Genomic DNA, 19,772 nt, shown 5'->3' on the forward strand with positions numbered 1-19,772 from the left:
GTGGTTGGGCACAACGGGCGTCGGTCTCAGCCAGCCGTCAAAAGCGCGGAGTCGCGATGTCTGTCACGGGTGCGGGTCAACATGCCGATCTGATCGTCATCAACGGTCCGGTGCTGACCATGGACGCTGACAATCCCGCCGCCGAGGCCGTTGCCGTCAAGGGCGGCGCCATCATTGCCATCGGCAGCCGTGCAGCAGTCGAAGAGCTGAAGGGACCGTCTACCAATGTTGTCGACGCCCAGGGCGGGTCCGTCCTGCCGGGGTTCATCGAAGCGCATATGCATCTGTTCTCGGGTGCGGCCGAGCTTGCCCATTTGCAACTGGCTGGCGTCCACGGTTTCGAAACGCTGCAAAAGGCGATCCGCGACTACGCGCAAGCGCGCCCCGACGCCAAGATGCTGGTTGGACAGGGCGTCGACTACACCGTGCTCGATGGCGAGAGGATAACGCGCCACCATCTCGATGCGATCCTGCCGGACCGGCCTTTCGTCATGGCCGCTCCCGACCACCACACGATGTGGGCCAACACCAGGGCGCTGGAGAGGGCAGGGGTTTTGCACGGGCGCGAGCTCGGTCCGGGCAATGAAATCGTCATGGGCGACGACGGTATGGCCGAAGGCGAGTTGCGCGAGGGCGAGGCGTTCGGTCCAGTGCTCGAGCTTGCCGGCGAGGGGCGTGTGCGGTTGGGGCTGTCCACCGGCGGTGAGCCGGACACGATGCCGTCGGTGGAAGAACGTGCCGCCGACCGCGATATCATGCGGCGGGGACTTGCCTGGTGCGCACGCCACGGCATCACCTCCATCCACAACATGGATGGCAACCTCTACCAGCTCGAACTGCTGGCCGAGATCGAGGCCGAGGAAGGCCTGCCCTGCCGCGTGCAGGTCCCGTTCCACTACAAGAATTTCATGACGCTCGACATGCTCGGCAAGGCCTCAGCCATGGCCGAGCGTTACAACAGCGAATGGCTGTCGTCGGGCATCGTCAAGGTGTTCTATGACGGCGTGCTCGATTCCTGGACGGCTGTCATGATCGAGCCCTATGCCGACCGATCGGATTGGGCCGGCGAGCCGCTGTTCACGCCCCGGCAATTCGTCGATCTCGCCACCGCCATCGACAAACGCGGGCTGCAGATCGCGGTGCATTCGATCGGCGACGGCGCCGTACGCGCCGTGCTTGACGGCTACGAAGCGGCTGAGAGAGCGAACGGCAAGCGCGACAGCCGGCACCGCATCGAACATATCGAGGTCATCACCGAGGTCGACGTGCCGCGCTTCGCCGAACTCGGAGTCGTCGCTTCCATGCAGCCGCCGCATGCGCCCGGGGCCATGGATTTTCCGCTGCAGCCGACCGTGGCGCGCATCGGGCAGGCCCGCTGGCCGCTGAGCTATGCCTGGCGAACCCTGAAGAAAGCGGGTGCCCATGTCGTCTTCGCTTCTGACTGGCCGGTATCGCCGATCGATCCGATCCGAGCCATTCAGGCGGCGATGACACGCAAATCGTGGGCAGAAACCGATCCGGACCAGCGCTTCTCGCTGCATGAATCGCTTGCCGCCTACACCGTGGAGGGCGCCTATGCCGAGTTCATGGAACATCGCAAGGGGCGCCTGAGAACCGGATACCTCGCCGATATCGTCGTCTTGTCGGCCGATATCGAGAAGACCGCGCCGGAAGCGTTGCACACCGTTCGAACCGCGACCACCATCTGTGGTGGAAGGATCACTTATCAGGCCTGACGATGGCACAGGAATTGCTCTCTAGGTCCAGTGAAGCTCCGCAGTTGCCAAGCCGATTGGCTTATGGTGACAATCGAACAGGAACAAATCTGCCGCCAAGAGCAGGCTCTCTCAATGGGGTACTCGTGCCGGAACAACCGGATAAGAACGCGATTGAAGTTCGCGGTGTACGCAAGGTATTTGGAACCGGTGAAAACGAGGTAGCCGCTCTCGACACGGTCTCGGTGTCGATCCGCGAGAACGAGTTCTTCACGCTGCTCGGCCCGTCCGGATGCGGAAAGACGACGCTGCTGAGACTGATCGCCGGCTTCGATTTCCCAACCGCTGGCGAGATCCTGCTGCATGGCCAGGACATCGCGCCGCTGCCGCCCTTCAAGCGCCCGGTCAACACCGTCTTCCAGAGCTACGCGCTGTTTCCGCACATGACGGTGGCGCAAAATATCGGCTTTGGCCTGGAAATGCTCGGCAAGCCGAAAGCCGAGATCGAGGCGCGCGTCGCCCAGATGCTGAAGCTGGTCAAGATGGAGGCGCTGAAGGGGCGCCGCACCAGCCAGATCTCGGGCGGCCAGCAGCAGCGCGTGGCGCTGGCCCGGGCGCTGGCGCCGCAGCCGAAGGTGCTGCTGCTCGACGAGCCGCTGTCGGCCCTGGACTACAAGCTGCGCAAGGAGATGCAGATCGAGCTGAAACGGCTGCAGCACGAGACCGGCATCACCTTCATCTTCGTCACCCACGATCAGGAAGAGGCGCTGACCATGTCCGACCGCATCGCGGTGATGTCGGCCGGCAAGATCCTGCAGGTCGGTACGCCCTGGGACATTTACGACAAGCCGGCGGAACGCTTCGTCGCCGACTTCATCGGCGAGAGCAATTTCCTCACCGCGGCGATCGCCACCATCGGCAATGGCAAGGCGCGAGCGACACTGAAATCCGGTGCCACGATCGAAGCGACCCTGGCCGAAGGATTCACGCCGAAGGGCGATGCCACCGTCGTGGTCAGGCCGGAACACGCCAAACTGACCAGCGGCAAGGGCGACCTGTCGGGCACGGTCGAAAACATCGTCTATTTCGGCACCGATACGCATATCCATGTCCGCCTGGACAGCGGCGAAGCGTTCACCGTGCGCCAGCAGAACTCGCGCAGCGCCGGCTGCGGCTTCGAGCGCGGCGACAAGGTCGGCATCTCGATCGGCAACGACGCAGCGCAGGTGCTGAGGGACTGATGGCCAGCGCGGAACAAGTCGCCAAGGAAGCGGAGCGGCGCGACGTGCGCACGCGCTGGCTGCTGTCGACGCCGGCGCTCGTCATCATCCTTCTGGCCGCCACCGGGCCGCTTTTCGTGATGCTGGCCTATTCCTTCATGCTGAAGGGCGACTACGGCGACGTGCAGTTCGGTACCTTCTCGCTGGACGGATGGACATCGGTCCTGTTCCAGCGTGACATCTTCGACGATACGCTGGGCATGGCGGACGCGCACCTGAGCATCCTCTGGCGTTCGATCAGCCTGTCCTCCTACACCACCGTACTGACGTTGCTCTTCGGCTTTCCCACGGCCTATTTCATTGCCACGCGACCGCCGAAGACGCGCGAGGTCTGGGTTTTCCTCGTGACCATTCCGTTCTGGACGAACCTGCTGATCCGCACCTTCGCCATGCAACAGGTGATCCGCAACGAAGGCCTGGTCAACACAGCGCTGATGGCGCTCGGCATTATCAAACAACCGCTGCAGATCATGAATACCGACACAGCCATCCTGCTCGGCATGGTCTACGTCTATCTGCCCCTGATGGTGCTGCCGATCTACGCCTCGATGGAGAAGCTCGACTTCCGGCTGGTCGAGGCCGGATATGACCTCTACGCCGGCCGCTGGCAGGTTCTGCGCCGTATCATCATTCCGCTGGTCAAGCCCGGCCTCATCGCCGGCTCGATCCTGGTCTTCATCCCCTCGCTCGGCGCCTATGTCATTCCGCGTGTGCTGGGCGGGGGCAAGAACATGATGCTCGGCAACCTAATCGAACTGCAGTTCGGCGCGGGCCGCAACTGGCCCCTGGGCGCGGCCATCTCGATCACGCTGATGGCGCTGGTGATGATTGCGCTGCTGTTCTACGTGCGCAACGCTTCCCGCTCGCAGGGCGTCCATGGCTAAGCGACCGTTCGACATACAGGCGCAGCCCGGCTTTGGCTTCGTGGCGCTTGTGACGTTCTTCGCGCTCTATCTGCCGATGGCCGCGCTCGTCGCCTATTCGTTCAACGCGGCGGATTCGCTGTCGCGCTGGGACGGCTTCTCGCTGCGCTGGTTTATTTCGGCCTGGCACAATTCGGCCGTGCAAGACGCCTCCGTCCGATCGCTCGTGTTGGCGATCTCGGCTGCCGCGCTTTCGACGATTGTCGCCACCATGGCTGCGCTGGCCACGACCCGCACGCCGCCGTATCCCGGCCTGACCTTCAAATACGCCTTCATCAACCAGCCCCTGATGGTGCCGGAGATCGTCACTGGTGTCGCGCTCCTAATCGTGTTCTCGCGCATCAAGGTCTGGACCGGCTATTCAGGGCTCGGCTATCTGATCGCAGCGCACACCGCCTTCTGCATCCCGTTCGCCTACCTGCCGATCCGGGCACGGCTGGAGAGCATGGACCTGACTCTGGAGCGCGCAGCCGCCGATCTATACGCCACGCCTTGGAAAGCCTTCCGTTTCGTGACGCTGCCGCTCTTGAGGCCAGCCATCATCGCCGGCCTCATGCTCGCCTTCGTCATTTCGCTCGACGACGTCGTCATCACCGAATTCGTCAAGTCCGGCGGGCAGGATACGCTACCCACCTACATGCTCGGCCAATTGCGACGCGAAACCAGTCCGGAAATCAATGCCATCGCCACGGTTTTCCTGGCGCTCTCGGTGGTGCTCGTAACCGTTTTCTACTTCGTCAATCGGCGCAAACCATGACCAACCATTGCCAAACGGGAGAACAGCAATGAAATGGAAGACAACGGCAGCCACGGCGGCATTAGCATTGTTTGCTTTTGCCGGAAGTGCGTATGCGGGAGGCGAACTCAACATCTTCAATTGGGGCGACTACACCAGCCCCGAGATGATCAAGAAGTTCGAGGACACCTACAAGGTCAAGGTAACGGTCACCGACTACGATTCCAACGACACCGCGCTCGCCAAGGTGCGCGCCGGTGGTCACGGCTTCGACATCGTGGTGCCTTCGGCCAACTACGTGCCGATCTGGGTGAAGGAAGGGCTTCTGCTCGAGGCTCGGCCCGACCAGATGGAGAATTTCAAGAATGTCGACGAGCGCTGGGTGAACGTTCCCTGGGATCCGGGCCGTCACTATACGGTTCCGTGGCAGTGGGGCCTGACCGGCATAGGCGTCAACACCAAGGTTTATAGCGGCGACATCAACACTTCCGCCATCTTCCTCGATCCGCCGAAGGAACTGGTCGGCAAGATCAACGTCGCACCGGAAATGAACGACGTGATGTTCGCCGCCATCAAGTATCTCGGCGGCAACTGGTGCACGGACGACAAGGAACTGCTCAAAAAAGTGCGCGACAAGCTCGTCGAGGCCAAGCCGAAATGGCTGGCCATGGACTACAGCGTGACCGAGAAGCTACCGGCCGGCGACTATTCGGCCGTCTACTACTGGAACGGCGCCATCATGCGCTCGCGCATCAAGAACCCCGATGTCAAGTTCGGCTACCCGAAGGAGGGCTTCCCCTTCTTCATGGATAGTGTTGCCATCCTGAAAGATGCGAAGAATGTCGAGAACGCAAAGCTCTTCATGAACTTCATCATGGATCCCCAGAATGCCGCCATGATCTCCGCATTCGCCAAATATGCCAATGGCATCAAGGGGTCGAAGGCGTTTATGCCCGATGATATGAAGGATGCGCCCGAACTGGTAGTGCCGCCGGAGTTCGAAAAAGTGGGCGAGTTCATCACCCCCTGCTCGCCCGAGGTGCAGCAACTCTACACACGCATCTGGACGGACGTTCAGAAGTAGCAGCACTCTTCCTTCTCTCCGCTTGCGGGTAGAAGGCTGCTCGAAGGGCCGGATGAGGGGCGGCGCTGAACTCGCAGCGTCGCGCCGCCCCTGATCTGCCTGGCGGCACTGCTGTCGCCATGGCTTCGGGTGTTCGTCACTGGAAAGGCCCTTCGAGAACTTTTCGTCCGCTGTGCTGGCCGCTCCTCACCGCGGCGAACAGGAGAGCGGTGGTCACATGCGGCAAGGAAATTCTCATGCAGTCGTACCGAAATTCCGATCCGCGACCGCCGATCATGCAGGGCTCGCCGCCGGCAATGGTCTTGCCGAAGCTGGAGTGGGACCGGCCGCCGTGGAACCGCTGGGCCTTCCAGCACATCCGCGAATTCCTGCCGACCGCCGAGGTCTGGCGCGGCAGCGGCCACCGCCATCGTTTCGAGCGGGCCGAGGTCGACCTCGACGAACTGCCGGTGCTGGACAGCGACGGTGCTGCGACGACGCTCGCCGCATTGCTCGACGAGACCTACACCGACGGTTTTCTGGTGCTGAAGGACCGCAAGATCGCCTATGAGCGCTACTTCAACGGCATGGACGAGCGCACGCTGCATCTGTCGCAGTCGATGGCGAAGTCGATCACCGGCTCGGTCTTCGGCATCCTGGTCGGCCGCGGGCTGATCGATCCCGCCAAACTAGTGACAGACTATCTCCCGGAACTCGGTGCGACGGGCTGGGAAGGCGCAAGCGTGCAGCACGTGCTCGACATGACGACCGGCGTGCGCTTCTGCGAGGAGTATACCGATCGCTATTCCGAAATCGGCCAGGTCGATGTCGCCACGGGCTGGAAGCCGATCCCGCCGGACAGCGATCCCGACTTCCAGTGGCCGTCGCATCTGTTCGAACTCATCCTGCGGCTGAAGGACAAGGTGCGGGAGCATGGCGAGGCATTCCAGTATCGCTCGATCGAGACGGACGTGCTCGCCTTCGTCATGGAGCGGGTCACCGGAAAGCGCCTGGCGCAGCTTGTCTCGGAAGAGCTCTGGCAGAAGCTCGGCGCCGACGAGAGCGCCTGCTTCACCGTCGACAGCGCCGGCTACGCGGTGGCCGATGGCGGCTTCAACGCGACGCTGCGCGACTATGGCCGTTTCGGCCAACTGATCCTCGACAATGGGGGCGGCGTGATCCCGGGCGAATGGATCGAGGCGACGCGCAGCGGCAAGCATGCGTCCACCTTCAATCCCAGCCTGCCGGAAGGCAGCTATCGCAACCAGTTCTGGATCGAGGATCCGCGCTCGCGCGCATTGATGTGCCGCGGTGTGTTCGGACAGCTGATCCATATCGACTGGGGCAACAGGATGGTGGTGGTGAAGCTTTCGAGCTATCCGGATTTCACCAACATCGCCTATTCGGTGGCGACGCTGAAGGCCGTGCACGCTATGGCCGCCGCACTGGCCTGACGTCTCGCTGTAGAAAGACAAGATCGTGGCCGGCAACACTGCGTTCGAGATCAATTATGGCTTTGCCCGCAAGGATGTGCGGCTCGACAATTGGCGGCTGAGGCCGTTCAGCCAATGGTCGTTCCAGAATGTCGGCGAGTTGGTGCCGAGCGTGCCTGTTGCAGCCGCACCGGATGGCGAGGAGCCGGCAAAGCCTCTCGGTGCGCTGCTCGAAGAAGAGCTCGCTTTGGCCGGCGGGGCAGAAACCGTCGAAGCCCTCCTCAATCGTTCCGATACCGACGGGCTGACGATCATGAAGGCCGGCCGCATGGTCGGCGATTGGTCGACACCGCACATGGCGTTCGGCGCGCGCCATATCGTCTTCTCCATCAGCAAGTCGGTGACGGCGATTCTCGCCGGCATCCTGGAAGGCGAGGGCCTGTTCGATCCTGAAGCGCCGGTGACGCAATACATGCCCGAGGCAAAAGGCTCGGCCTATGGCGATGCGAGGGTCAGGCATGTGCTCGACATGAGCGTCAGCCTCGATTTCGACGAGGACTATCTCGATCCCGAGAACGCTTTCGCCCGCTATCGCCGTGCGACCCTGTGGAACCCCGGCGGCGGTTTGGAAAGCCTTGCGGCGTTCCTGCTGACGCTGCCGCGTCTCGCCGAGCCACACGGCTTGACCTATCGCTACCGCTCGCCCAACTCGGACCTGCTCGGTATCCTGCTGGAGCGGGCGTCGGGCAAGCGCATCGGCGATCTGTTGGCCGAGAAACTGTGGCGGCCGCTCGGCGCCGCCAGCGAAATGTCGGTCACGGTCGACATGGAAGGCACGGCGCGTACCGCCGGCGGTATGTCGATGACGCCGCGCGACCTCGCCCGCATCGGCGAGATGATGCGGCAGGGCGGCACGGCCAACGGCCGCCGCATCGTGCCGGAAGACTGGGTGCGCGACACGATCACCGCCGGCGGCAGCCACGAAGCCTGGCAACGAGGCACCATGGCGTTCCTGTTTCCCAAGGGGCGCTACCGCAACAAATGGTACCAGACCGGCGCGACAAGCGGCGCCTTCTGCGGCATCGGCATCCATGGCCAATGGCTCTACGTCAACCCGAAGACCGAGGTGGTCATCGCCAAGATGTCGTCTCAGGCGGAGCCAGTCGACAACGGGCTCGACCTCGCTCTCGTGGCGTTTTTCGAGGCGCTCAGCGGGATGGTCTGAGACCGTCGACTCTTGATCCCATGTCGCTGTTTCCTGTGGACCTTCTCTGCCAGGTGAAAACAGCGCGGTTGGCGCGGCCGGCATCCCGGCCTATGGTCGCCCGTTCTTTTCGACAGGGACCGGCATGGCATCGGACATCAAGCGCATCGCAGCAATCATCGCGGCCGAGATCGGCTCGCGGCCTGAGCAGGCCGCGGCGGCGATCGGTCTGCTGGACGAGGGCGCCACGGTGCCGTTCGTAGCGCGCTACCGCAAGGAAGTCACCGGCGGGCTCGACGACACGCAGCTGCGCGACCTTTCCGAACGGCTTGCCTATCTGCGTGAGCTCGACGCGCGCCGCGAGACGATCCTCGGCTCGATCCGCGAGCAAGGCAAGCTGACTGAAGAGCTCGAGGCCAAGATCGCCGCGGCAAACACCAAGGCCGAGCTCGAAGACATCTACCTGCCTTACAAGCCGAAGCGCCGCACCAAGGCCGAGATCGCCAAGGAGCGTGGGCTCGGTCCGTTGGCCGAGGCGATCCTGGCCGACCGTTCCGCAGTTCCGGCCCAACTGGCGCTCGCCTATGTCACCGAAGAGGTAGCCGACGCCAAGGCGGCGCTCGAAGGCGCGCGCGATATCCTGTCGGAACAGTTCGCCGAGAATGCCGACCTGGTCGGCAAGCTGCGCAGCTATATGAAGGAACGCGCCTTCCTGCGCGCTCGCGTTGTCGACGGCAAGCAGGAGGCAGGCGCGAAATTCTCCGACTATTTCGACCATGTCGAGCGCTGGGCAAATGTGCCCAGCCATCGCGCGCTGGCGATGCTGCGCGGCCGCAACGAGGAGGTGCTGTCGCTCGATATCGACGTCGATGCCGACGATGCCTCGCCGGTGAGGCCGGTCGAGCGCATGATCGCCAATGCCTACGCGATCGGCGCCAGCCTGCCCGGCGATCGCTGGCTGATGGAGGTCGCCGGCTGGACCTGGCGCATCAAGTTGTCATTACACTTGACCCTCGATTTGATGCGCGACCTGCGCGAGCGGGCCGAGGACGAGGCGATCCATGTCTTTGCCCGCAATCTGAAGGATCTTTTGCTTGCCGCTCCCGCCGGCTCGCGGCCCACCATGGGTCTGGATCCCGGCATCCGCACCGGCGTCAAGGTGGCGGTGGTCGATGGCACCGGCAAGCTGGTGGCGACGAGCACTGTCTATCCGTTTCCGCCGAAGAATGACGTGCGCGGAACGCAGGCCGAGCTGGCGAAGCTCATCCGCCTGCACAAGGTGGAGCTGATTTCGATCGGCAATGGCACCGGCAGCCGCGAAACCGAGAAACTCGTGGCCGACATGCTGTCCAGCCTGCCTGCGGACGGCGGGCCAAAGCCGCTGAAGGTGATCGTCAGCGAAGCCGGCGCTTCGGTCTATTCGGCCTCCGCCACGGCGGCGGCGGAATTCCCCGGGCTCGACGTGTCGCTGCGCGGCGCGGTGTCGATCGCCAGACGACTGCAGGACCCGCTCGCCGAGCTGGTCAAGATCGAGCCGAAGTCGATCGGCGTCGGCCAGTACCAGCATGATGTCGACCAGTACCGGCTCGGGCGCTCTCTCGAGGCCGTCGTGGAGGATGCGGTCAACGCCGTCGGCGTCGACCTCAACACGGCATCGGCGCCGCTACTGGCGCGCGTCTCGGGGCTGGGGCCCTCGCTTGCGGAAGCCATCGTCGCGCATCGCGACGCGGGCGGTCCATTCGCGACGCGCCGGGAACTGTTGAACGTGTCGCGCCTCGGGCCGCGCGCCTTCGAGCAGTGCGCCGGCTTCCTGCGCATCCCGAACGGCGCCGAGCCGCTCGATGCGTCCTCTGTCCATCCGGAAGCCTATGGCGTGGCGAAGAAGATCGTCGCCGCCTGCGGCCGCGACGTGCGTTCGCTGATGGGCGACAGCGCCGCGCTCAAGGCCCTCGATCCACGCGTCTTCGTCGACGAGCGCTTCGGCCTGCCGACTGTGCGCGACATCATCGCCGAGTTGGAGAAGCCCGGCCGCGATCCGCGCCCCGGCTTCAAGACGGCGACCTTCGCGGAGGGTGTCGACGACATCAAGGATCTGAAGCCCGGCATGCTCCTCGAAGGCACGGTCACTAATGTCGCCGCCTTCGGCGCCTTCGTCGATATCGGCGTGCACCAGGACGGGCTGGTGCATGTCTCGCAACTCGCCGACCGCTTCATCAAGGATGCCCATGAAGTGGTGAAGGCCGGCGATGTCGTGAAGGTGCGGGTGGTCGATGTCGACATCAAGCGCAATCGTATCGGCCTCTCGATGCGCAAGGATGGCGGCCAGGGTGGGGCGCCTCGGGGCGGCCAGCGTGACAGCAGCGGCGGCAAGCCCGCACCGCGCTCGCCGGCGCCGCAGCGCCAGCCCGAACGGCCGGCGCAGGGTGCTTTCGGCGCGGCGCTTGCCGAGGCGATGAAGCGGAAGTAGCGGGCGGACGCGTAAAGAGTTCCTTCCTTGCAATCGGTAGTAAGGTTGCCTACCATATCTGCATGGCGAATGTAGAGAAAGTGAGTGTTGCCCTCACTCCCGAAATGGCAAACATGATGCGGGAAGTCGTCGCTGCTGGCGAATACGCCTCGGCAAGCGAAGTCATGCGGGAGGCATTGCGCGACTGGAAATTTCGCAGGACACAGCGCGATCAGGCTATCCACGAACTGGGCCGTCTTTGGGATGAAGGCATGGCAAGCGGCAACGCGGTCGACGGCAATCAGGCTTTCACCCGGATCAAAAACAAGCTCGAAGCGAAAATCGCCGAACGCAAGTCGTAATGACACTGCGCTTACGACCAGAAGCAGAGGCCGATATCGAGGCGATCGCGCTTTACATCGCCGAGGATAGTCCGTCGGCGGCGTTGCGCTGGTATGACGAGATGTTCACCCATTGCCAGCGCATCGCCGAAATGCCGGGAATGGGCGTTGCCCGGCCGGAAGTACGGGCGGACTTACGCACGTTTCCTGTAGGAAATTACCTTATCCTCTATCGCCAGATCGAGGGCGGGGCCGAGATCGTGCGCGTCGTTCATGGTGCGCGGCGGTGGCAGGAACTGCTTTAACTGAACGTCGAGATGCAACGGCGACGCGCGCGCATTTGGCGCGGCGCTCGCGGAGACGATGAAGTGCAAGTAGCTACCACGCCAGGACAGCCGGCTCCTTGGCGATCTGGCCCAGCAGCCAGTCGCGAAAACTGACGACCGGCGGATAGCCGCGTTTGTCATGCGGCACGACCAGATAATAGGCGCTGCGGCTCTGCATCGGCTGGCCCGGCGCCGGCAGCAACTGGCCGCGCTGCAATTCTCCGGCAATCAGGATTTCCGGCAGCAGCGCCACGCCGAGCCCCGCCATGCAGGCCTGGGCGACCGTGCCGAATTGCTCGAACTGCATGCCGGGGCCGGTCGGCGCGCTGAGACCCTGCTCTTCGAACCATTCGCTCCAGGCACCGGGTCGCGTCGCCATGTGCAGCAAAGGCAGGCGGCTGATATCGGCCGGCGTCGCGATGGCACCGCGAGCCAGAAATTCGGGTGAAACCACCGGCATGACGGTCTCGCGCATCAGCAGCGTGCAATCGGCGTCCGGCCACTCGGGCAGGCCGTGATGGATAGCCGCGTCGAGGCGCTCGCGGGCGAAGTCGAAGCGGCCGATGCGGGTGGCGAAATTGATGGTGATGTCGGGGTGGCGGGCGACGAAATCAGGGATCAGCGGCATCAGCCAGCGCGTGCCGAAGGTGGGCAGGATGGCGAGGTTGAGCACCCCGCTATGCTGATTGCTCATCAATCCCAGCGCCGCATCGCGCAACTGACCAAGCGCTGAACGCACCGCCTCGGCATAGATCTCGCCGGCCGTCGAGAGCCGGACATTGCGGCTGTCGCGCTCGAACAGCCGGCGGCCGAACTGCTCCTCCAACAGGCTGATCTGCCGACTGATGGCGCCCTGCGTCAGATCGAGTTCGCGGGCGGCGGCGGTGAAGGAGCCGAGACGCGCCACAGACTCGAAGGCGGCAAGGGCGCTGATGTTCGGCAGCAGGCGGCGTTGAACGTTCATGATCTATTACTAACGCTCATTGATCGGTGATGCAATTTTGTTTGATTTTTTTGACCCCCAGGCCGATAAGCCGGGGCATCTCAATCTGGAGACTGGAGCCATGGCCGCCGAGAAGAACGCCTTCGTGTGGAACGATCCTTTCCTGATCGAGGATCAGCTTTCCGAGGACGAACGCATGGTGCGCGACGGCGCGGCCGCATTCGCGGCCGACAAGCTCGCACCGCGTATCGAGGAAGCTTACGCCGACGAGAAGACCGATCCCTCGATTTTCCGCGAGATGGGCGAGGCCGGCCTGCTGGGCATCACCATTCCGGAGGAATATGGCGGGCTCGGTGCCAATTACGTGACCTACGGGCTGGTGGCGCGGGAAGTCGAGCGCGTCGATTCCGGCTACCGCTCGATGATGAGCGTGCAATCGTCGCTGGTCATGTTTCCGATCCATGCCTATGGCTCGGAAGAGCAGCGCAGGAAATACCTGCCGAAGCTGGCGTCGGGCGAGTGGATCGGCTGCTTCGGTCTCACCGAGCCCGATGCCGGTTCCGACCCCGGCGGCATGAAGACAAGGGCCGAGAAGACGGCGAGCGGCTACAAGCTCTCCGGCTCCAAGATGTGGATTTCCAACGCGCCGATCGCCGACGTTTTCGTCGTCTGGGCCAAGTCGGCCGCGCACGACAACCAGATCCGCGGCTTCGTGCTGGACAAGGGCATGAAGGGGCTGTCGGCGCCGAAGATCGGCGGCAAGCTGTCGCTGCGGGCCTCCATCACGGGCGAGGTGGTGATGGAAGGCGTCGAGGTCGGCGAGGAGGCGCTGCTGCCCAACGTTTCGGGTCTCAAAGGTCCGTTCGGCTGCCTCAACCGCGCACGCTACGGCATCTCCTGGGGCGCCATGGGCGCTGCCGAGGATTGCTGGCATCGGGCGCGGCAATACGGCCTCGACCGCAAGCAGTTCGGCAAGCCGCTCGCCGGCACGCAGCTGTTCCAGAAGAAGCTCGCGGACATGCAGACCGAGATCGCGCTCGGCCTGCAGGGCTCGTTGCGCGTCGGACGGCTGATGGACGAAGGCAAAATGGCGCCCGAGATGATCTCCATCGTCAAGCGCAACAATTGCGGCAAGGCGCTCGATATCGCCCGCCAGGCCCGCGACATGCATGGCGGCAACGGCATCCAGATCGGCTATCACGTGATGCGCCATGCGCAGAACCTGGAGACGGTCAACACCTATGAGGGCACGCATGACGTGCATGCGCTGATCTTGGGACGGGCGCAAACCGGGCTGCAGGCGTTTTTCTGAGCGGCCGATGGCTCATCCTCGGACCTTGACCCGAGCATCGATGCCCTGACATCGAGGGCCGCTGCGGTGCACACTGCGAAGGATCGCAACCCAGCAGCCCATCTTCTGAGCCGCTGTGGATTCGGCCAAGGTCGCGGCATGGATTCGGGAGTCTGCGCTCCGCTTCGCGTCGCTCCGCCCTGGACTTACGAAGTGCAGCGCAACATCCGCTTGGAGAATGCCCGGGACTTGTGTCAGGGTCAGGCGGTTGAAACGCCATTCTCCGGGGACCCATGGCAATTCTGGCAGCCGTCCACCACCTGACCCACTACAAATATGACCGGCCGGTGGTGCTCGGCCCTCAGGTGATCCGGCTGCAGCCGGCGCCCCATTCGCGCACCAAGGTGCTCAGCCACTCGCTGAAGGTCGAGCCGAAGAATCACTTCGTCAACCTGCAGCAGGACCCGTACGGCAATTTCCTCGCCCGCTTCGTCTTCCCGGAGCCAGTCAACGAGCTCAAGATCGAGGTCGACCTCGTCGCCGACATGACGGTCTACAACCCGTTCGACTTCTTCGTCGAGGAGGCGGCCGAAACCTTTCCGTTCGACTATCCGGAAGAGATCCGGGAAGACCTGGCCATCTACCGGACGCCGGAACCGGCCGGGCCGCTGCTGTCGAAATTCCTGGAAAGCATCGATCGGAGCCCGACCAACACGGTCAACTTCCTCGTCGGCCTCAACGCGCGGCTGCAGCGCGAGATCGCATATATCGTGCGCATGGAAACAGGCGTCTATTCGCCGGAGGAGACGCTCGCCGCGGCCAAGGGCTCGTGCCGCGATTCGAGCTGGCTGCTGGTGCAGATCCTGCGCAATCTCGGCATCGCCGCGCGCTTCGTCTCCGGCTATCTGATCCAGCTCAAGCCGGATCTCGTCTCGCTGGACGGACCGCCCGGAACCTCGGTCGATTTCACCGACCTGCACGCCTGGTGCGAGGTCTATATTCCGGGCGCCGGCTGGATCGGCTTCGACCCGACCTCCGGCTTGCTGACCGGCGAAAGCCATGTGCCGCTGGCCGCGACCCCGCACTACCGCAACGCCGCGCCGATCTCCGGCATGGCGAGCTTCGCCAATGTCGATTTCGGCTTCGACATGCGGGTCGACCGCATCGCCGAGCATCCGCGCATCACCAAGCCGTTCTCGGACGAAAGCTGGGAGGCGCTCGATGCGCTTGGCAACAAGGTCGATGCCATTTTGCGCGAGCAGGACGTGCGGCTCACGATGGGCGGGGAGCCGACCTTCGTGTCGATCGACGATTTCGAGTCCGCCGAATGGAACACCGCGGCGGTCGGCCCGACCAAGCGCGACAAGGCCGATCAGCTCATCCGCCGGCTGCGCGAACGCTTTGCGCCGGGCGGTTTCCTGCATTACGGCCAAGGCAAATGGTATCCGGGCGAAAGCCTGCCGCGCTGGACCTTCTCGCTCTACTGGCGCACCGATGGCGAGCCGGTGTGGAGCGACCCCTCGCTGATCGCACGGGAGACGGGCAACACCGCTGTCGGGCCGGAGCAGGCAGAGAAGCTGCTCAAGGCGATCGCCGGCGAACTCGCCATCGAGCCGTCGTTGGTCAGCGAGGCTTATGAGGATCCGGGCGAATGGCTGCTCAAGGAAGGCAAGCTGCCGGACAATGTCGACCCTTCCAACTCGAAGCTGGAGGACCCGGAAGAGCGCAGCCGCATGGCGCGCGTCTTCGAGCGCGGGCTGACCAGGCCCTCCGGCTATGTGCTGCCGGTCCAGCGCTGGAACAGCCAAGCCGCGGGGCAGCGCTGGCGTTCGGAGAAATGGAAGACGCGGCGCGGCCGCCTGTTCCTGGTGCCGGGCGATTCTCCGGTGGGTTACCGCCTGCCGCTCGGCGCACTTCCTTACGTGCCGCCGGCGCAATTTCCCTATATCGTGCCGGTCGATCCGTCGGTGCCGCGCGGGGCCTTGCCGGCGCGCGAGACAATCCTGCCGAGAGCCGCCCAGGCAGAGCCTGACGGCGCCGATGAAATGGCGCGGCGCCAGCAGGCGGTGTCCTTCACCGTCGCGACCGGCCAGCAGGACCGCATCGAACAAGAGATCACCGAGATCGGCGGCGCGGTGCGCACCGCGCTCACCGTCGAGCCGCGCGACGGGCGGCTTTGCGTGTTCATGCCGCCGGTCGAGGCGCTGGAAGACTATCTCGAACTCGTGGCGGCGGCCGAGAACGCGGCCAAGGCCATCGGCCTGCCTGTGCACATCGAGGGCTACGCCCCGCCGCACGATCCGCGCCTCAATGTCATCCGCGTGGCGCCCGATCCCGGCGTCATCGAGGTGAACATCCATCCGGCTGCCAGCTGGCAGGAATGCGTCGCCACGACCACGGCGATCTATGAGGAAGCCAGGCAGTCGCGACTTGGTACCGACAAGTTCATGATCGACGGCCGCCACACCGGCACCGGCGGCGGCAACCATGTCGTGGTCGGCGGCGCCACACCCAACGACAGTCCATTCCTGCGCCGGCCGGACCTTCTGAAAAGCCTGGTGCTGCAGTGGCAGCGCCATCCGTCGCTGTCCTACCTGTTCTCAGGCTTGTTCATCGGCCCGACCAGCCAGGCGCCACGCTTCGACGAGGCGCGGCACGATTCCCTCTACGAGCTCGAGATCGCGCTGGCGCAGGTCCCGCATCCCGACAAGGGCGAGGCGCCCTTGCCGTGGCTGGTCGACCGGCTGTTCCGCAACCTGCTCACCGATGTGACCGGCAATACGCATCGTTCGGAAATCTGCATCGACAAACTGTTCTCGCCGGACGGTCCAACGGGCCGGCTCGGACTGGTCGAGTTCCGCGGCTTCGAGATGCCGCCCAATGCGCGCATGTCGCTCGCCCAGCAATTGCTGGTCCGGGCCATCATTGCACGCGCCTGGAAGAACCCGCTCGACGGACGGTTCGTGCGCTGGGGGACCTCGCTGCACGATCGCTTCATGCTGCCGCATTATGTCTGGGCGGACTTCCTGGACGTTCTGGAGGACTTGAAGCTCAACGGCTTCGACTTCCGTTCCGAATGGTTCGCCGCCCAGCTCGAATTCCGTTTCCCGTTTTGCGGCGAGGTGCAGCACGCCGGTGTCAAGCTGGAACTCAGGCAGGCGCTGGAGCCCTGGCATGTGATGGGCGAGCAGGGCGCCATCGGCGGGACCGTCCGCTTCGTCGATTCCTCGGTGGAAAGGCTGCAGGTGAAGACGGAAGGGCTCAATCCGGAGCGTCACGCCGTCGTCTGCAACGGACGCATCGTGCCGATGAAAGTCACCGACAATCGCGAGGTGGCCGTGGCGGGCGTGCGCTTCAAGGCCTGGCAGCCGGCCTCAGGCCTGCATCCGGCCTTGCCCGTCAACACGCCGCTGGTCTTCGACATTTACGACCGCTGGTCGGGCCGCTCGGTCGGCGGCTGCGTCTACCATGTCGCGCATCCCGGCGGTCGCAACTACGACACCTTCCCGGTGAACGGCAATGAGGCCGAAGCCCGGCGGCTTGCCCGGTTCGAGCCGCGCGGTCATACGCCTGGAACCTATGAGCTGCGACAAGAGGAAGCTTCCGAGGAGTTCCCGATGACCCTTGACCTGCGGCGGCCTCAGAGACTCTGATCGGCAATGGCAAAGGGGAATCAGAAGAGGGTGCGCGGTAGGCCGCAGGCGAACAGCCTGCTGGAGCACTATCGGCCGATCGAAGGGGTCGTCGACGAGATGGTCGACGCCTCAGGCAATCCGCGCCCGGCCTGGCGGTCCTTCATCGAGGCTCTCGGCGACCTGGGCGCGGACAGGCTCGCACAGCGATTTGCCCGCGCCGACCAGTATCTGCGCGACGCCGGCGTCTATTATCGCGTCTATGACAAGGCCGGCGCCAACGAGCGTGCATGGCCGCTGGCGCATGTCCCGTTGCTGATCGATGAGCTGGAGTGGGCCGAGATCAGTGCCGGCCTCATCCAGCGCGCCGATCTGTTCGAGGCGATCCTCGCCGACATCTATGGCCCGAACCGCCTGGTCGAGAAAGGCATCCTGCCGGCCAGGCTGATTGCGGCCAGCCCGGAATATCTGCGTCCGGTTGTCGGCACCCGGCCGGCCAGCGGCCATTTCCTGCATATGCTCGCTTTCGAGCTTGGCCGTGGTCCTGACGGTCGCTGGTGGGTGCTGGGCGACCGAACGCAGGCGCCATCGGGCGCCGGTTTCGCGCTGGAGAACCGCGTCGCCACCACGCGAGCCCTGTCGGACATCTATGGCGAGATGCATGTGCACCGCCTGGCCGGCTTCTTTCGCCGTTTTCGCGATGCGCTGAACGGCATGGCGAAGGAATCCGGCGGTCGCGTCGCCATCCTGACGCCTGGACCGCTCAATGAGACCTATTACGAGCACGCCTATATCGCACGTTATCTCGGCATCATGCTGCTCGAGGGCGAGGACCTGACCGTCTCCGGCGGCAAGCTGATGGTGCGCACCGTCTCTGGTCTGAAGCCGATCGGGGTGCTGTGGCGGCGGCTCGACGCCGCCTTCGCCGATCCGCTCGAACTCAACGCGGATTCGCAGATCGGCACGCCCGGATTGGTCGAGGCGATCCGCCGTGGCGCCGTCTCGGCGGTCAATGCGCTTGGCTCGGGCCTGATGGAAACGCGAGCGCTGCTTTCCTTCCTGCCCAGGATATCGCGCGAATTGCGGGGCGAGGATTTGTCCCTGCCGAACGTCGCCACCTGGTGGTGCGGGCAGCAGGCCGAGCGCAACCATGTGCTTGCCAATATCGAGCGCCTGGTCGTCGGTCCGGCGCTGTCGACACGGGTGGCTTTCGAAGACGACGGCGCGACACGACTGGGCTCAGCGCTTTCGGCGGAGGAGCGGGCGGAACTGGTCGCGCGCATCGAAAGGGAAGGCGCAGCCTTCGTCGGCCAGGAAGCGGTGACGCTTTCGACGACCCCGGTGTTCGCCGACGGCCGGCTGCAACCGCGCCCGGCCAGCCTGCGCGTCTATCTGGCGCGCACGCCCGACGGCTGGACGGTGATGCCGGGCGGGTTCGCTCGGGTCGGCTTCTCGCTCGATCCGACGGCGATCGCCATGCAGCGCGGCGGCCAGGCGGCGGACGTCTGGGTGGTCAGCGACAGGCCGGTCGAGCGCGAGACCCTGCTGCCGCAGGAAAGCGACGGCTTCATCCGCACCATGCCCGGCAGCCTGCCGAGCCGTGCAGCGGAGAACCTGACCTGGCTTGGCCGCTACATAGAGCGGTCGGAAGACACGGTGCGTATCCTGCGCGCCTATCACGTGCGGCTGGCGGAAACCTCCGATCCCGAGATGCCGCTGCTCGCCGACATTAGGGACTATCTCGAACCGTTCGGCATCGAGGTTGAATCCGCGATCCCACTGGGGCTGATCAGCACGTTGGACAGCGCCGTCTATAGCGCCGGCCAGATCCGCGACCGCTTCTCGCCGGATGGCTGGCTGGCGCTGAAGGACCTGTCGAAGACGATCCACCAATTCGCCAGCACAGTGGCGCCCGGCGACGACGCGACGCGGGCGATGACGGTGATGCTGCGCAAGCTCGCCGGCTTTTCCGGCCTGCTGCACGAAAACATGTACCGCTTCGCCGGGTGGCGCTTCCTGGAGATTGGCCGCCGGCTCGAGCGCGGCATCCAGATCGCCCGCACGCTCGCCTGCCTGACCAGGGCGGACGCTCCCGACGGCGCGCTCGACATGATGCTGGAGATCGGCGACAGCGTCATGACCCATCGCCGGCAGTATCCCGTGCAGGCGGGGCGGCGCACCGTGATCGACCTTCTGGCGCTCGACCCGCTCAATCCCCGCTCGATCCTGTTCCAGCTCGAACGGTTGAAGGCCGAGATCGGCATGCTGCCCTCGGTCGGCGGCGAGGGGCACATGTCGCCCGCTGCCAAGGAAGTCCTGCAGCTCAACACTGCCATCGCCGTGATGGAGCCCTCCGATATGACCGCGCAGGTGCTCGACGAACTCGCCAACCAGATCGGCGACCTCTACAGCAGGCTGGCCAAGGCCTATTTCGGATAA

General features: G+C 64.4%; 14 protein-coding genes. 13 read left to right on the top strand and 1 reads right to left on the bottom strand.

The window, feature by feature from the left end:
- The first annotated feature begins 56 nt into the window (after nt 1–56).
- From EJ074_RS23450 to EJ074_RS23495, 10 genes are all read left to right on the top strand, one after another.
- Nucleotides 57–1,736: an amidohydrolase gene (locus EJ074_RS23450; protein ID WP_129553821.1), complete on the top strand. Its 1,680-nt coding sequence runs from the start codon at nt 57–59 to the stop codon at nt 1,734–1,736.
- Between the two features lie 125 nt (nt 1,737–1,861).
- Nucleotides 1,862–2,956, top strand: a complete 1,095-nt coding sequence (locus EJ074_RS23455) for an ABC transporter ATP-binding protein (protein WP_095806218.1) — start codon at nt 1,862–1,864, stop codon at nt 2,954–2,956.
- Entirely contained in the window at nt 2,956–3,879 is a 924-nt protein-coding gene (locus EJ074_RS23460) for an ABC transporter permease (RefSeq protein WP_095806217.1), read from the top strand. The genes EJ074_RS23455 and EJ074_RS23460 overlap by 1 nt, the downstream gene beginning before the upstream one ends.
- A complete protein-coding gene (locus tag EJ074_RS23465; RefSeq protein ID WP_095806216.1) occupies nt 3,872–4,675 on the top strand; it encodes an ABC transporter permease in 804 nt (267 codons plus the stop codon). Before EJ074_RS23460 ends, EJ074_RS23465 begins: the two co-directional genes overlap by 8 nt.
- A 28-nt stretch (nt 4,676–4,703) precedes the next feature.
- Nucleotides 4,704–5,738, top strand: a complete 1,035-nt coding sequence (locus EJ074_RS23470) for an extracellular solute-binding protein (protein WP_095806215.1) — start codon at nt 4,704–4,706, stop codon at nt 5,736–5,738.
- Nucleotides 5,739–5,974: 236 nt separating this feature from the next.
- Nucleotides 5,975–7,171, top strand: coding sequence for a serine hydrolase (locus EJ074_RS23475; protein WP_129553822.1), 1,197 nt, complete (start codon nt 5,975–5,977; stop codon nt 7,169–7,171).
- A gap of 25 nt (nt 7,172–7,196) precedes the next feature.
- The gene (locus EJ074_RS23480) at nt 7,197–8,375 is read left to right on the top strand and encodes a serine hydrolase (protein WP_095806213.1); all 1,179 of its coding nucleotides are present in this window, start codon (nt 7,197–7,199) and stop codon (nt 8,373–8,375) included.
- Nucleotides 8,376–8,499: 124 nt separating this feature from the next.
- Nucleotides 8,500–10,821 carry a Tex family protein gene (locus EJ074_RS23485; RefSeq protein WP_095806212.1) on the top strand — a complete coding sequence of 774 codons (2,322 nt, stop codon included), beginning with the start codon at nt 8,500–8,502 and terminating at the stop codon, nt 10,819–10,821.
- Nucleotides 10,822–10,883: 62 nt separating this feature from the next.
- On the top strand, nt 10,884–11,162 hold the full coding sequence (locus EJ074_RS23490) for a type II toxin-antitoxin system ParD family antitoxin (RefSeq protein ID WP_095806211.1): 279 nt from the start codon (nt 10,884–10,886) through the stop codon (nt 11,160–11,162).
- Nucleotides 11,162–11,446 (top strand): type II toxin-antitoxin system RelE/ParE family toxin, encoded by a 285-nt coding sequence (locus EJ074_RS23495; protein ID WP_095806210.1) that lies wholly within the window; start codon nt 11,162–11,164, stop codon nt 11,444–11,446. The genes EJ074_RS23490 and EJ074_RS23495 overlap by 1 nt, the downstream gene beginning before the upstream one ends.
- Nucleotides 11,447–11,519: 73 nt before the next feature.
- Here EJ074_RS23495 and EJ074_RS23500 read toward each other — a convergent pair whose 3' ends face one another.
- Nucleotides 11,520–12,431 carry a LysR family transcriptional regulator gene (locus tag EJ074_RS23500; protein ID WP_095806209.1) on the bottom strand — a complete coding sequence of 304 codons (912 nt, stop codon included), beginning with the start codon at nt 12,429–12,431 and terminating at the stop codon, nt 11,520–11,522.
- Between the two features lie 100 nt (nt 12,432–12,531).
- Between EJ074_RS23500 and EJ074_RS23505 the strand changes: the two genes are divergently transcribed.
- The 3 genes from EJ074_RS23505 to EJ074_RS23515 all read left to right on the top strand — a co-directional run bounded on the left by EJ074_RS23505 (nt 12,532) and on the right by EJ074_RS23515 (nt 19,772).
- The gene (locus tag EJ074_RS23505; protein WP_095806208.1) at nt 12,532–13,722 is read left to right on the top strand and encodes an acyl-CoA dehydrogenase; all 1,191 of its coding nucleotides are present in this window, start codon (nt 12,532–12,534) and stop codon (nt 13,720–13,722) included.
- A 272-nt stretch (nt 13,723–13,994) separates the two neighbouring features.
- Complete coding sequence (locus tag EJ074_RS23510; protein WP_095806207.1) at nt 13,995–17,354, top strand: transglutaminase family protein; 3,360 nt, start codon at nt 13,995–13,997, stop codon at nt 17,352–17,354.
- Between the two features lie 6 nt (nt 17,355–17,360).
- A complete protein-coding gene (locus EJ074_RS23515; protein WP_129553823.1) occupies nt 17,361–19,772 on the top strand; it encodes a circularly permuted type 2 ATP-grasp protein in 2,412 nt (803 codons plus the stop codon).

This window comes from Mesorhizobium sp. M3A.F.Ca.ET.080.04.2.1 (genome assembly GCF_003952525.1).
GTDB lineage: Bacteria > Pseudomonadota > Alphaproteobacteria > Rhizobiales > Rhizobiaceae > Mesorhizobium.

Coding starts and splice junctions, on each gene's coding strand:
- EJ074_RS23450 (WP_129553821.1), top strand. CDS start 57: ATGTCTGTCACGGGTGCGGGTCAACATGCCGATCTGATCGTCATCAAC.
- EJ074_RS23460 (WP_095806217.1), top strand. CDS start 2,956: ATGGCCAGCGCGGAACAAGTCGCCAAGGAAGCGGAGCGGCGCGACGTG.
- EJ074_RS23465 (WP_095806216.1), top strand. CDS start 3,872: ATGGCTAAGCGACCGTTCGACATACAGGCGCAGCCCGGCTTTGGCTTC.
- EJ074_RS23470 (WP_095806215.1), top strand. CDS start 4,704: ATGAAATGGAAGACAACGGCAGCCACGGCGGCATTAGCATTGTTTGCT.
- EJ074_RS23475 (WP_129553822.1), top strand. CDS start 5,975: ATGCAGTCGTACCGAAATTCCGATCCGCGACCGCCGATCATGCAGGGC.
- EJ074_RS23485 (WP_095806212.1), top strand. CDS start 8,500: ATGGCATCGGACATCAAGCGCATCGCAGCAATCATCGCGGCCGAGATC.
- EJ074_RS23490 (WP_095806211.1), top strand. CDS start 10,884: ATGGCGAATGTAGAGAAAGTGAGTGTTGCCCTCACTCCCGAAATGGCA.
- EJ074_RS23495 (WP_095806210.1), top strand. CDS start 11,162: ATGACACTGCGCTTACGACCAGAAGCAGAGGCCGATATCGAGGCGATC.
- EJ074_RS23500 (WP_095806209.1), bottom strand. CDS start 12,431: ATGAACGTTCAACGCCGCCTGCTGCCGAACATCAGCGCCCTTGCCGCC.
- EJ074_RS23505 (WP_095806208.1), top strand. CDS start 12,532: ATGGCCGCCGAGAAGAACGCCTTCGTGTGGAACGATCCTTTCCTGATC.
- EJ074_RS23510 (WP_095806207.1), top strand. CDS start 13,995: ATGGCAATTCTGGCAGCCGTCCACCACCTGACCCACTACAAATATGAC.
- EJ074_RS23515 (WP_129553823.1), top strand. CDS start 17,361: ATGGCAAAGGGGAATCAGAAGAGGGTGCGCGGTAGGCCGCAGGCGAAC.